Here is a 13,548-nt window from a genome sequence, read left to right as displayed (position 1 = left end):
TCACCCCCGCCAGGCTCCGGTAAAATATTTTTGCACCGAAAGATTGCCTTCTATTTAAGCATTAACTATAATATCAAGCGATACCCGATCACCAAAATGAATCAAACAGGAGTGAGGACGAATGCCCATTTATGAATATCAGTGCAATGATTGCACCACCATCTTTGAGACCTTGGTAATATCTGCCACAAAAAGTGACAAGGTTGTCTGCAGCCACTGCAAGGGTACAAATGTCAGGAAAATCCTCTCCGGCAGCAGCTTCAGGCTCCGTTCAGTGTCATCGGCACCGACAGGCGCTCAATCCGGATGCAACCCAAGAGGCGGATTTTCCTGAGCGCAATAAAACGTGATCCGGTCCGGTTCATTTAGAATCTTTTTTCCGTTGTTGAGAAAAATCGTATATGTATTCGTTTTTTTTCAACAAACCATGCTCACGCCGTGCCACCTCTTCAAGATAGGCAGGGTCATCGCGCAACCTGTCTATCTCTTTTTCAAGTTTCTCGTTGTTCTTTTCAAGAAAGACCGTCTTTTCCCGAAGATCGTGCAATTTTGAACGCTGCTGCAGATACGCAAGAACCCCGGAGCGCGGGGCAAAGATGATCCAGGCGAGAGCGACCGCGAGCAGGACGGCCACAATCCTGACAACCAACCTTTCCTGTAATGGGGACAAGTAGAGTCTCAGATATTTTTTCATTGAATCAACCTTGTATCCATCCCGAACCCAATTCCTGAACATCGATTTTCCCTCGCCAGCGTCTGCCGTGCCGGCTCGTTGTTTTCACGAATCCATAGTCTAAGAGACCAGAAATCGCCGGAAACGTCGAGAAGATTTGATCCTCGGACCTGATCACCGAACGGCGTTCCCCGGGAGCCGGCAGATTTCGTCAAGGTCAACGGTATACCGGTGTTCCGGGATAACGCCGGCGGCATCTTCATTTCCATCCCGGCAGTCACCCGGCACTGCAGCGGCAGCCACATGGTAAAGATTTCGCCACGGCAAAGATATTCCGAGCCGGCATCCTATCTGATCCGCATCAGCATCAGGGCAACGATCCCGGCTTCATACAGGAGATAGAGAGGACCGCCCATCATCAGCATGTTGACGATGTCGGGGGTTGGGGTCAACATTGCCGCAATGATGGCAATGACCAGCACGGCCACTCTCCGGTGCCGTTCAAAAAACTGCCGTGTGCACACTCCTACGCGAGCACAGAATATCATCAGAAGGGGGAGTTCGAATATCCCGCCGAAGGCCAGGATAAATATCGTGCTGAAATTGACGAATCTGCTGATCGATATCACCGGTTGCAGTTCCGCCGAACCAAACCCCAGCAGAAATTTGATGCCCAGTGGCAGGGTGACGAAATAGCAGAACAGGGTCCCGGCATAAAACAACAGGCAGGTAAAAACCACGAACAGGACGGTATCTCGTCTCCGCACGCTGAAGGGCTTGCCAAGCGCCATCCAGAAAAGGGTTGCCGCCCATGGTATCAATCCGTAGAGCGCAGCAAACAGAGACAATTTAACATGGGAGAGAAACGGCTCGGCGACAGAGAAAAAATACAATTCCTCGGCGAGGTGGGACTGGACTCTATCTAAGAGAGAAGGCGAGAGGATGAAAATGACCAGCGTCAGGAAGAAAATCGTCAGAAGAAGTGTCCTGATCGTCCGACGAAGTTCGAGCAGAATGATGACGAGAGGGCTTGTCTGGGCCATGAATGTGCGGCTCTTCAGGAAGGAAAAGTGGGCGCTGAGCTTCGCAGCATAGCAAAAGCAGAGCGGAAATGCAATTTGATAGAGGTTGCGTTCAGTACCCGGCCATGATAAACAGGGGAGAAAAATAACCCCTCTCCTGTGAACCATTTACCCATATTACAGCCATGCTCGAATTGCGATTCATACGGGAAAATCTTGATCTGGTCAAGGATAAGACGGCGCGTCGCGGACAGGCGCCGGATACACTGGATCAATTCGCGGCCCTCGATCAGCGGCGACTGTCACTCCTGGCCGAGGTCGAGGGGCTGAAAAACCGTCGCAACACGGTCTCCAAAGAAATCTCGGTGCTGAAACAGGCAAAAGGGGAAGGCGCGGCCAAGGCCGAGGCCCTCATCGTCGAAATGCGCGACGCCAATCAGCGGATCAAGGATCTCGACCAGGACCTGTCCCTGATCGAAGAGCAGTTGCAGAATATCGTGATGGCTATCCCCAATCTCTGTGACGACAGTGTTCCCATCGGTCAGAACGAAACCGACAATATCGAGATCAGAACCTGGGGCACGAAACCCGCTTTCACCTTCTCTCCCAAACCGCACTGGGAACTCGGCGAGCAACTGGGCATTCTCGATTTCGACAGGGCCGCCAAACTGGCCGGGGCTCGCTTCGCCCTGCTGACAGGCTTCGCCTCGCGTCTCGAGCGGGCGCTGATCAATTTCATGCTCGACCTCCACACCCAACGGCATGGATATACCGAGGTGCTTCCACCCTTCATGGCCAACACCGCCTCGCTGACTGCAACGGGCCAACTGCCGAAATTCGCCGAAGACCTGTTCAAGATCGACAACTGGGATCTCTACCTCATCCCGACGGCTGAGGTGCCGGTCACCAACATCCACAGGGATGAGACACTCGAGGAACGGGATCTGCCGCGTTACTACACCGCCTATACGCCATGCTTCCGATCCGAGGCCGGCTCCTACGGCCGAGACACCCGCGGTCTGATCCGCCAGCACCAGTTCGACAAGGTCGAGCTGGTGAAGTTCACCACCCCCGAGACATCGATGCTGGAACTGGAAAGGCTCCTCAACGATGCCGAGGAGGTTCTCCAACTGCTCGGCCTCCATTACCGGGTCGTCAGCCTGTGTTCCGGCGATCTCGGTTTTTCCTCCGCCAAGACCTACGACATCGAGGTCTGGCTGCCGGGTCAGGAAACCTACCGGGAGATCTCGTCCTGCTCGAACTTTCTCGACTTCCAGGCGCGCCGCGGATCAATCCGCTACCGACCGGACGGGCAGAAGAAAAGCAAACTGCTCCATACCCTGAACGGATCAGGACTGGCGGTCGGCCGGACACTGCTGGCGATCCTGGAGAACTATCAGCAGGAAGATGGCAACATCGTCCTGCCTGAAGTTTTGAAACCGTATTTCGAAGAGCGATTTTAACGCAGGCAGCAGCGACTCAGGTCTTCGGCAGGCGGATGCGGAGTTCGATCTCTTCGATCTCTTCGATCTGGTCGACGCATTTCAGCGAACCGACAAAGCCGTGCACGGTGCTTGCCAGGACATCCTGAACGAAATTCTTCAAAGCGATCCTTCTGCCGTTGACGAAGAGAACGGCTCTGTCCTGGCCGTTGCGCTGCCCCAGCAGAAACCGTTTCTCAATGAACTGCGCCAGTTCCAGGCTCTGATCGAGGCGGAAGATATTTCCTCCTTCCACATCATCCAGGTCCGTCGCGACAGCAAGGACCCCACCGACTTTTTTGCGCAGCATCCGCGCGCGGTCCCGCAGCACTTCTATCTTGGCGACTTTCGGTGCATCCTTGAATCCTTCGCCGATGACGATATCGACATCGGCGCAATATTTGTACGCCAACACCACCAGAGGCAGGTTTTCGTTTGCGGTCTGCAACACCATCTTGTCCGGCCCGACGAACATCACCGAGTCAGCCCCGGCCATTCTGTGCTTGGCGGTGTCCGTCCCCGGGGTATCGAAAGGGACGTCCGCTTCCTTGCTGGACTTGATGACTGCGACACGGTATCCCCGCGCTTTCAAATGACTGACGACCTGACTTGCCAGCGTCGTCTTGCCGCTGTCATGCCAGCCGATAAAGGTGACGATTGGCGTCATATCTCCCCTTCCAAATGAACCGATACTGCTGGATGCAAACGACTGTCTCATTTTCCCGCCACCGAGGGGGAAAGAAAGCACTCATGACGTCCAGGGAAAAAGCGCCCCTTGGCAGACGAGTGAAGACGGCTTCCTGTCGAACCGAAACGAGTGTACTTCGAATGTAAACGAAATAAATCAGAGAAGAGCCTATTTTGCCGTAGGCTGAAATATTAAGTTTCTGTAGGTATTTCCCTCACGCTGTCGGAGGTGTCTTTACTGAAATTCTCCTTTTCCGTCCACAGCACCGCGCGCCTGGTCAGTTCCACGGCACTCTTCAGGCAGAGCTTCTGTTTTATCCGGTCTCTGTACGTCCCGATGGTCTTGATGCTGAGTTTCATCTGGTCGGCAATGGCCCGGGTCGACAGACCATGCCCGATGAGTCGGAACACCTCGAGTTCTCTGTCGGTAAGCACCTCCTCCGACTGCACGCTCTGAAAATCGGGATTGACCTGGAATTTGTCGAGCAGATGCGACATCATGTTCGCACTGACGTGGATTTTTCCTTTCAGAATATTGCGGATCGCGACAATGATCGACTCCGAGGCCTCCTTTTTCATGACATAACCTCGAGCCCCGGCCCGAATGGCCCGTTCGGCCCAGACCGATTCATCATGCATGGAGAGGACGAGGACCAGCACACAATGGTGGCCACTCGCGATCTCCTTGACAAGATCGAGACCATTTTCCTGGGCCAGCGAGATATCGATGATTGCCAGGTCCGGCTTCTTGTCGATCAGTTCCCTTCTTGCCGACCGGATATCCTCAGCGACCCCGCAGACGGTAAAGTCCTCCTCCTGGTTCAGCAATTCCTCCATCCCCATGCGAAAAACCGGATGATCATCGACAATCAGTATCTTAGCCATTCGTTTCCCTCACAAACACGATACATCGGCGAGTTGCCGATACCCTTCAAATTCATTCGGCCGCCACACGCTCAACATCCATAGTCGACACCTGCAGCAATCCTTTCATCCCTGGCCCTCACCGGCCAGGGACACGACGGTGCCGCCATGCTCGCCAGGCGTGATCGACAGAGAGGCGCCGATAGCCTTCGCCCGGTACTTCATCGTGTGCAGGCCCATCCCCTGGTGCTGGGCGGCCTCGGCTATTCCGTCGCCGTCGTCGCTGATGGTTACGCTCAGGTGGCCGGCACCCTTGGAAATCGTGATCATGATATTCTTCGCCTTACCATGCCGGGCGGCGTTGAAGACCGCCTCACGAATGATGTAGTAGATATGCGTCGCCTCGTTGTTGTCGATGGCATCCTTGGGGCTGTTGAACGACAGCGTGCATTCGACATAGAACAGGCTTTCGACCTCGACGATCAGCTCCTCGATCGCCGCCTCGAGTCCCTGTTCGATGATATGGACCGGATACAGCCCACGGGCCAGGCGCCTGGTCTTTTCGATCGCCTCCTGGATCAGGTTGCGGATGCGCTGGAGCTGACGGGCCTTGTCCGGGGCGTCGGCCTCGAGCTTCTTCTGCAGGACCTTGGCCAGCATCTCGACGCCGCTGAGATGGGAGCCGAGGTCGTCATGGAGATCCCGTCCCACCTTGCTCCTCTCCTCGAGACTGACGGCCATGATCTGCCGTTCCAGCCGCGCCATCTCGATTTCGGAGGACGTTTTCAGCACATGCAGCCACATGCCCTCCAGCAGCATCGCCATCTGTCTGATATCCGAATTATCATAATCCGAGCTGTTGTTACAGACGCCGGCAACGACGACAATCCTGCCGTTGTTGTATATCGGTACATCGAGGTGGCGCCGGACCTGCAACTGGTAGGGGAAGATCCATCCATTATCGTTTCCCTCGCAATCATTGTTGATGATCGCCTTCTTCTGCCGCACCGCATTGCCGGGCAACCCGCCATCTTCAACCCGCCTCGAATCATTGAGCTGGCAAGGTTGCTCAGCCGCCTCCCCATGCTGGTTTTTCGAGAACAAACTGCACAGCGACAGCCGGGTCTGGCCGGTATTGACCAGCGCCAGGTAGCCTGCCTCGCTCCGGGTAATCTGGACGATCCTCTGCATGATGAAATCGTATTTTTCCTGCAGGGAATACTTTTCCATCATCCCCAGGCGCAGCAGGGTATCAAGCCGGAGTTCGTCTCGATGAAGAAGGAATTCCTTCTGGATGCGGTCATCGATCATCCGGTTCGCCAGGTTGCCGAGATCTTCAAATTCGGCGAAGGCCAGATCGGTATTTTCGATTTTCACCTTCGAATCGGCCGCCTCCCGGAAAAAATTGGTGAAGAGGCTTATACCCTGCTTTATCTTCAGCGAATAGAAATAGGCGATCAGCAACAGCAGCGAAACCGCGACCATGAACAGCAGGACAAAGAGAAAGGCGTTCTTGAAGGCGATGCGGATATAGGTCCTGGTTTCATCGACGATGGCCTTCTCCATCTCATCCATGTTCATGGTGGCGACGAAGACCCAGCCCCATTCCTTGAACGCCTTGACATAGCTCAGTTTCTGATACACCTTCCCCTCAGCCGGCCTCAATACGGCATAACTGACATAATCCTCATGGTCGCTGCTGATGCCGGCCTTCCACATCTCCTCACCGAAGGGCTCTCCCTTGTCCCCGATCAGGTCCTTGATCGAGCGGCCGATCAGCCGTTCGTCCCGGTTGCAGATGATGGTCCCGTCGTAGCGAAATCCGAAGACCTCGCCATCCCGTCCGAAATGCATCTTCTGCACCTGGGCCAGGACGTCCTCCTGGATCAGCTTCTCCATGTCATCGATATAGATCCCGGCACCGATGAACCAATCAAACGGCTGGAAATATTTGACGAACGAGACCTTCTGGTAGCTTGAACCGATGTACTCCGGCTTCGCCCAGTTATAGCGATACAAGCCGGCGCCTTTTTCTTCGATAATCTTGATGATATCGCCGATGACATCGATCCCGGTCTCTTTCTCGAACCGGGCCCTGCTCTTCCCTTCAAAATAGGGGTCGTCGGCGAAGAGATCGATGACCTGGTCCTTCATCCTGCCGGCAAAATAATAGCCGCGTTCGTTGTTCCAGCGGATCGGACGGAGGATTTCCAGCACCATCACCCGGAGTTCATCGATACTCTTCTCATCCTTGTACTGGCTGTAGATATGGGAGGCCGTCGTATACGCGGTCTGGACTTTCTGGCGGATTTCGTTCTCGATCAGGATATCGGTCTGGGAGCGCTTGTACTGGATAAAGTCCATGACCCCGCCGATTTCCTCCTGCAACCGGTCCCGGTACTGTTTCTGGTAGTTGCTGCGGATATAGCTGATGCTCTCCTGGTAGGCCTGGTACTCGTTGATCGCCCAGAAGGTGCCGGTAAACAGGCCGAGCGAGAAAATAACGACGAGAGAGGCGTAAAACGGCGCCGAGGACAGGGAGATACGTCGAGATCCGGCAGTCATCGATTCACCCGGCGGGATGCCTCAACCCTGGCTGGTCGATCGCCATCGCCGTCTTCATTCCTTCACGACCTTTTTCAGATCGGGGTTTATTTCGGTCAGATAGATCGTATCCATGCCCTGATGGTCCTTCGGCCCGAACTGCAGGGTCACTCCCCCCAGGTCAAAGGTCCCAACCTGTTCCATCGTCGCAATGAACTTTTCCCGGGTCAGCTCACCCGGCACCATGGTCGCAATCTGCGCGAACAATTTGCCGGCCATATACCCTTCGAGCGAGGTGAAACTGATCGGGGCGTCGTGCTGGTACTTTTCCATCGCCTCGGTATACTCGTGGATCAGAGGGACCTCGGTGTCGAGCGGATAAGGGACGACCTGAGAAACGAATACATCACTGCCGTAACGACCAAGGGCGTTCTTCAGGCTGTCGGTGCCGACAAAGGAGATGTTGCAGTACAGCAGCCGTTTGGAGGTCCGGGTCTTGCTGAGCTTGATGAATTCGGCGCAGGCCGAATAGGTCCCGGCCAGGACCACCGCCTCCGGGTCGGCCTGCAGGACATCGGTCAGTCCGCGCAGTACGGCAACGGTATTGCGTTCATAGCTCCCCTTCGAAACAAGTTGCAGGCCACGTCGCGCCAGGGCCAGTTCGATCCCCTTCAGTCCATCGAGACCATAGCTGTCGTCCTGATAGAAGCAAGCGATTTTGCGGATATTTCTCTTATCGATGAGATAGGAGGCGAGTCTCTCCATCTCCTGATAATAACTGGCACGAACGTTGATGACGTACTGCCGGAAAGGTTGGCGCAGAATCTCGGCGCCGGTGAACGGCGCGAAAAACGGAATCTTGTACTCCTCTATCAACGGGAGAACGGCGTTGGAGGTCGGCGTCCCCACCTCGCCGATCAACATGAAGATAGACTCATCCTGGATAAAGGCCATGGTGTTGCGGACCGCGCGATCTGGCTCATAGCCGTCATCGCGGCTGACAAGCAGAATATCCCGGCCGCCGATGCCCCCATCATCATTGACCTTGGAAAAGGCAGCCAGCAGGCCCGCCCGTAATTCAAGGCCGAGATTCTTGGACGGACCGGTCAGGACGCACGACTGTCCCAGGACGATGGGGACCTGCTCCTCATGCGCGACCTGCGCCCGCACCGCAGCAGGGAGAACAGACACCAGAGCGAGGATGATTGTCATCATCATTCCTCTCCTGATCAACGTCCTGATGATGTCAGCGAGCAACATCGCACTCTCCCCCCGACTGTCCCGGCATCGTCTCGAATCCCTTCCCCGCAGATTTGACCGTTTGATGCGCCAAAGGCGCCGCACGGTCTCCAGATTACAATATCCATCGGAGGGGCACAACTCCCAAGAAAAAATCGCGAAAAGACGGAGTGTGCCATTGGAAACAGTTGAAATCGAAACCGACTCTCTATAGGATGTACATTCTTTTCGCCGAGAGCATCCCCTCGATGCATCCCCGAGATCATTCAAGCCATCGACCGCATTGTCATGAAAAACAACGTCACCCTGACCCACCTGACGACGGTGATCACCTCCCAGGGAAGCCATCAGCAGGAAGAGCAACTGGCCATTGAGACACCGTATACCGTGGCGTTGAACGACGAAACCATCGGCGCCTCGATGGTTCTGCCTGTCGGCCTGGCCGAATTCGGAGTCGGCTTTCTCTTCGGCCAGGGCTATATCCGCAGGCCGGAGGAGGTAAAGGAGGTCATCGTCTGCCCGGAAGGCAGGATAGCCGTGTATGCCGATGTCGTATCGACCCGCCCGAAAGAGGTCATCATCACCTCCGGATGCGGCGGCACAGGCAAGATACCGCGGGAAATGCTGGAGGGGGCCTTCGACCCGCTGCAGAACTACGCCCTCCCGTTCGAGGAACTGCGCGAGTTCATCACCCAGGCCCCCCGGATCTCGACCCTCGGGCAGGAGACCCATTGCGTCCACGGCTGCGGCCTCTGGGCCGATGGGGAGATACTGGTATACTACGAAGATGTCGGCCGCCACAACGCCGTCGACAAGGTACTGGGGGCCATTCTCCTCGGCAAGGCGCCGGTCAGGGGGGCAATCTATACGACCGGTCGTTTGACTTCGGATATGGTGCTCAAGTGCGCTCGGATGGGAATCCCGATCGTGCTGTCGCGAACGGCCCCCTCCTCGCTCGGCCTGGCCATCGCCCGGCAGGCCGGACTGACACTGGGGGCCTATGCCCGACCCGACCGCCTCAACGTCTTCAACGCCCCGGAAAGAATCGTCGTCTGACGGCAGCGGACACGGCCGTCCCTGCCTCAGCCGGCGAACTATCCCTGCGCCTGCCGGTCCTCGACCGCCAACTCGATCAGCCGCTCGAGAAACTGCGGGAAATCGAGCCCATGCTTGGCCGCCGCCTGCGGCATCAGGCTGGTGGCGGTCATCCCCGGGATGGTATTGGTCTCGAGGAGGAAGAACCGTCCGGATTCGTCGAGGATCATGTCGGTCCGGGAATATCCCCGCAGCCTCAGGGCCGCATGGGCGGCCAGGGCATACCGCTGCGCCTGTGCCGTCAGCTCGGGGCTGAGCGGGGCGGGACAGATCTCGCGCGAGGCCCCCGGCTGATATTTCGCCTTGTAATCAAAGAAGGTGAAGCCGTCGCCGGGGATGATCTCGATCAGCGGCAGGGCCGTCGGGTTGTCGTTGCCGAGGACGGCGGCGGTGATCTCACGCCCCTTGATATACTGCTCGACCATGACCTGCCGGTCATGTTTCTGCGCCGTCTCGATCCCTGTCCGCAGCTCTTCGACCGTCCCGGCGATCGTCAATCCCAGACTCGAGCCCTCGCGGACCGGCTTGACGATCAGGGGCAGGCCAAGCCGGTCGACGATCCCCTGGAGGCTGTCGCCCCCCCCCGGTCGGGTGACGACACAGTCGGCGACAGGCAGACCATGAAGCCGATACAGCTCCTTGGACAGGTACTTGTCCATCGCAACGGCGCTGCCGAGCACGCCTGACCCCTGATAGGGGATGCCAAGCAGATCGAGCATCCCCTGCACCGTCCCGTCTTCGCCGTTGAGGCCATGCAGCAGGATGAAGGCAAAATCGATCTCGCCGGCATCACCCACCAGTTTCGCCAGATCACAGGCGGGATCGTATCTTCTGACCTGGAACCGCCCTGGATCGAGTGCCCTTTCCACTTCCGCCGCCCCATTCAACGATACCTCCCTCTCACCCGACGTGCCGCCGGCGAGAAGGGCTATCCGCATCTTTTGTTGTTGCATTGCCGACAATCCTTATGTTAATCGATACGAGTTCTCAACCACGATCCGCAGCACCGGGCCGACCACGTTCCGGTGTTCCCCGCCGGCTCCACCTCACGACCGGACCATCTGTATATTACCCCGATGAACCCGATTATCATTAAAAAAATTTCAGCTATTGTCGGTCCCGCCTTCTGCACGACGCGGCGGGAAGACCTGCACTGCTATTCCTTTGACGGTGCGGGGAAAATCTTTCTCCCCGAGGCCGTAGCCTTTCCGGCGACAACCGCCGAGGTCGCAGCCATCATGCGCCTGGCCTCCGAATACGGGTTTCCGGTCGTGCCGCGGGGCGCAGGCACCGGCATGACCGGCGGGTCAGTACCGATCCGCGGCGGCCTCGTCCTCGCCCTCAGCCGGATGAACCATATCGTCGAGATCGATGCCGGGAACCAGATCGCCATCGTCGAGCCCGGGGTCATCACCGGCGACCTGCAGCAGGCGGTCCGGAAATTCGGGCTCTTCTACCCCCCGGATCCAGCCAGCCTGAAATTCTGCACGATCGGGGGCAATGCCGCCGAGTGCGCCGGCGGCCCGTCAGCCGTAAAATATGGGGTCACGAAGGACTTCGTCATCGGCCTGGAGGCGGTGCTGGCCTCTGGCGATATCGTCACCGCCGGGACCCGGACCGAGAAGGGGGTGACAGGCTATGACCTGACCCGGCTGTTCATCGGCTCCGAGGGGACGCTGGGGATCATCACCAGGCTCATCCTCCGCCTCCTCCCCCTGCCGGAGCACAAGGAGACATTCCTCGTCACCTCGACATCACTGGCCAGCACCACCGCCCTGGTGGCCAGAATCCTCAACAGCAACATCCGTCCCTGTACCCTTGAATACATGGACCGGACCGCCATCCGGGTCGTTACCGACCGGCTGTCGACGCCACCACCACCAGGCACCGAGGCCCTGCTCCTGATCGAACTGGACGGCGACCGCGATACCGTTGACCACCAGACGGCCCGGCTCAAGGCCTTGCTCGCCACCGAACCGGACTGTCACTGCCACCATGCCGCCAGCCAGACCGAGGTTGATGAACTGTGGCAGGCCCGGCGTTCGATTTCGCCCGCCACCTTCAATCTCAGTCCGCATAAGATCAGTGAAGACGTCGCCGTGCCGCGCACCCGCATCCCCGACCTCGTCGCCTTCACCGAGCGGCTGTCGGCGGAACTTGGTCTGACGATCCTGACCTTCGGCCATGCCGGCGACGGCAACATCCATGTCAACATCATGCTCGACAAGGACGACCCGGAACAGCTGCGGCGCGGCGAATCGGCCAAGGAGCGCCTGTTCCGCCAGGCGATCGCCCTGGGCGGCACCCTTTCCGGTGAGCACGGCATCGGACTCAGCAAGGCCCTTTTTCTGGCACTCGAGCTCAATGATGCGACCATCAGGCTGATGAAAGATCTGAAACAGCTCTTCGATCCGCACAACATCCTCAACCCAGGCAAGATCTTTCCCGAAGGCGTAGTGTAATCGCCAATTTCCAGTCATCCCGCCGGAAATGGAGGGCCGGATCGGCTGGAACAACGGCACCCTTTGGTCAAGAAATGCATTGACAGAAAATGTTCCACTTTTTATATAAGAAGATTCTCGTCATGAAAATGTGTCTGGCCTGACTGGCTTTTGTTGGATATTACCGTCAGGTCCAGGAAATCAATTCGTTCAACGGAGCCCCCAGATGATTGAAGTTGAAGTTCGCGGCGATCTCGAGTACGCCATCCGACAGCTGAAGAAAAAACTGCAGATTGACGGCATCAAACGAGAACTGAAACGCCGGGAGTATTACGAAAAACCAAGCGTCAAAAAGCGTCGCAAAGAGGCGGAGGCCCGCCGAAAGCTCCGCAAGTTCAATCGCATCAGAAAATCACTCTGATTCCCGTCGGCTTATAAGGTCCGGTCCCGCACCGGACTTTATAAACCGGGACAAAACCTCCGGCAGCACAGTTCATCAGATTATCGAACCCTCGCGCCCTCCCGACCATCTTTCTGCCGCCGCCGAATCATTCCTGCACTACCTGATCTCCGAAAGGCGTCTAGCCGAAAACACCGTCAAGGCTTACGCCGCCGACGTCGATTTTTTTCTGAACTTTATCCGGCGCTCGTCGATTGCCGATCTCGAACTGGTCGATATCGCCGTCATCCATGATTTTCTCGAACAGGCCCGAAAACACGGTATCGGCCATCGCAGCAATGCCCGCCGCATCTCCGCCCTCAGGCATTTCTTCTCCTTCCTGGTTCGAGCAGACCACCTTCAGCGCAACCCTTTTGCGATTATCGATCTGCCGAAAAGCGGGCAGATCCTGCCCAAGGCCCTGTCCCTGGCCGAGGTCAACAGACTGCTGGCGCCACCGGCGGTAACCTCGCCTCTATCCTGCCGCGATCGCGCCATGATCTTTCTCCTCTACTCCACCGGCCTGCGCGTCTCGGAACTGGTAGGCCTGCCCCTTGCCGCCTGCAATCTCGCCTCGGGGTTTGTCCGGGTCTTCGGCAAGGGCGGCAAGGAACGGCTCATACCCTTCGGCATCCAGGCGAGGGAACAGATCGAAAACTACCTCCGCCAGGGTCGGCCGCTGATCCTGGGCGGTCGGCGCAGCAATGCTCTCTTCGTCACCGCCAGAGGCACGGCCATGACCCGCTTGCGGTTCTGGCAGATCATCAGGAAAACGGCGCTCGCCGCCGGGATCACGAAGGATATTTCGCCGCACATGCTCCGCCATTCCTTCGCCACGCATCTCCTCGCCCATGGCGCCGACCTCCGCTCGGTGCAGATGATGCTTGGCCACTCCGATATCACCACGACCCAGATCTATACCCATATCGACCAGGATCGACTGAAATCGATCCACCGCAAATACCATCCCCGAGGCTGATTTCCCGTGGCTATTGATGGTTGTATTGGTATACAGTAACAGGATATTTCACTCGAACCGACCGTCAACAACCAGCCTGACTCC

13 protein-coding genes are annotated in these 13,548 nt (G+C 57.2%); 6 read left to right on the top strand and 7 right to left on the bottom strand.

Translation table 11 applies throughout. The annotated features are described in order from the left end of the window. The first annotated feature begins 121 nt into the window (after nt 1-121). A complete protein-coding gene (locus HNQ81_RS18030; RefSeq protein WP_183348604.1) occupies nt 122-334 on the top strand; it encodes an FmdB family zinc ribbon protein in 213 nt (70 codons plus the stop codon). A gap of 27 nt (nt 335-361) precedes the next feature. Here HNQ81_RS18030 and HNQ81_RS04180 read toward each other — a convergent pair whose 3' ends face one another. Together HNQ81_RS04180 and tatC are read right to left on the bottom strand one after the other, a co-directional pair. Further along, a complete protein-coding gene (locus HNQ81_RS04180; RefSeq protein ID WP_183348603.1) occupies nt 362-694 on the bottom strand; it encodes an FtsB family cell division protein in 333 nt (110 codons plus the stop codon). Nucleotides 695-1,020: 326 nt separating this feature from the next. After that, nucleotides 1,021-1,716, bottom strand: coding sequence for a twin-arginine translocase subunit TatC (gene tatC, locus HNQ81_RS04175; protein WP_183348602.1), 696 nt, complete (start codon nt 1,714-1,716; stop codon nt 1,021-1,023). A 164-nt stretch (nt 1,717-1,880) separates the two neighbouring features. On the opposite strand from tatC, the gene serS reads away from it, so the two are divergent. Continuing rightward, the gene (gene serS / locus HNQ81_RS04170) at nt 1,881-3,158 is read left to right on the top strand and encodes a serine--tRNA ligase (RefSeq protein ID WP_183348601.1); all 1,278 of its coding nucleotides are present in this window, start codon (nt 1,881-1,883) and stop codon (nt 3,156-3,158) included. A 16-nt stretch (nt 3,159-3,174) separates the two neighbouring features. Here the strand turns inward: serS and mobB are convergent, their stop codons facing one another. The 4 genes from mobB to HNQ81_RS04150 form a co-directional block, all read right to left on the bottom strand. Next, nucleotides 3,175-3,843: a molybdopterin-guanine dinucleotide biosynthesis protein B gene (gene mobB / locus HNQ81_RS04165; RefSeq protein ID WP_183348600.1), complete on the bottom strand. Its 669-nt coding sequence runs from the start codon at nt 3,841-3,843 to the stop codon at nt 3,175-3,177. A gap of 212 nt (nt 3,844-4,055) precedes the next feature. Next, entirely contained in the window at nt 4,056-4,748 is a 693-nt protein-coding gene (locus HNQ81_RS04160; protein ID WP_183348599.1) for a response regulator transcription factor, read from the bottom strand. A gap of 105 nt (nt 4,749-4,853) precedes the next feature. Beyond that, complete coding sequence (locus HNQ81_RS04155; RefSeq protein WP_183348597.1) at nt 4,854-7,292, bottom strand: cache domain-containing protein; 2,439 nt, start codon at nt 7,290-7,292, stop codon at nt 4,854-4,856. 54 nt (nt 7,293-7,346) lie between these two features. Continuing rightward, nucleotides 7,347-8,489, bottom strand: coding sequence for an ABC transporter substrate-binding protein (locus tag HNQ81_RS04150; protein ID WP_183348595.1), 1,143 nt, complete (start codon nt 8,487-8,489; stop codon nt 7,347-7,349). Between the two features lie 309 nt (nt 8,490-8,798). Between HNQ81_RS04150 and fdhD the strand changes: the two genes are divergently transcribed. Further along, nucleotides 8,799-9,566, top strand: coding sequence for a formate dehydrogenase accessory sulfurtransferase FdhD (fdhD, locus tag HNQ81_RS04145; RefSeq protein WP_183348593.1), 768 nt, complete (start codon nt 8,799-8,801; stop codon nt 9,564-9,566). Nucleotides 9,567-9,604: 38 nt separating this feature from the next. On the opposite strand, the gene HNQ81_RS04140 is transcribed toward fdhD, so the two are convergent. After that, nucleotides 9,605-10,558 (bottom strand): D-alanine--D-alanine ligase family protein, encoded by a 954-nt coding sequence (locus tag HNQ81_RS04140; protein WP_183348591.1) that lies wholly within the window; start codon nt 10,556-10,558, stop codon nt 9,605-9,607. Nucleotides 10,559-10,681: 123 nt separating this feature from the next. On the opposite strand from HNQ81_RS04140, the gene HNQ81_RS04135 reads away from it, so the two are divergent. The 3 genes from HNQ81_RS04135 (at nt 10,682) to xerD (ending at nt 13,464) form a co-directional block, all read left to right on the top strand. Then, nucleotides 10,682-12,067 (top strand): FAD-binding oxidoreductase, encoded by a 1,386-nt coding sequence (locus HNQ81_RS04135; RefSeq protein ID WP_183348589.1) that lies wholly within the window; start codon nt 10,682-10,684, stop codon nt 12,065-12,067. A 208-nt stretch (nt 12,068-12,275) separates the two neighbouring features. Next, nucleotides 12,276-12,467 (top strand): 30S ribosomal protein S21, encoded by a 192-nt coding sequence (rpsU, locus tag HNQ81_RS04130; protein WP_353740480.1) that lies wholly within the window; start codon nt 12,276-12,278, stop codon nt 12,465-12,467. Further along, the gene (xerD, locus tag HNQ81_RS04125) at nt 12,376-13,464 is read left to right on the top strand and encodes a site-specific tyrosine recombinase XerD (RefSeq protein ID WP_337833419.1); all 1,089 of its coding nucleotides are present in this window, start codon (nt 12,376-12,378) and stop codon (nt 13,462-13,464) included. Before rpsU ends, xerD begins: the two co-directional genes overlap by 92 nt. The last annotated feature ends 84 nt before the right edge of the window (nt 13,465-13,548 follow it).

Source organism: Desulfoprunum benzoelyticum, from assembly GCF_014201505.1.
Lineage (GTDB): Bacteria > Desulfobacterota > Desulfobulbia > Desulfobulbales > Desulfocapsaceae > Desulfoprunum > Desulfoprunum benzoelyticum.
Note: the sequence above shows the minus strand (reverse complement) of the source record. Positions and strands in the feature narration are given on the sequence as shown.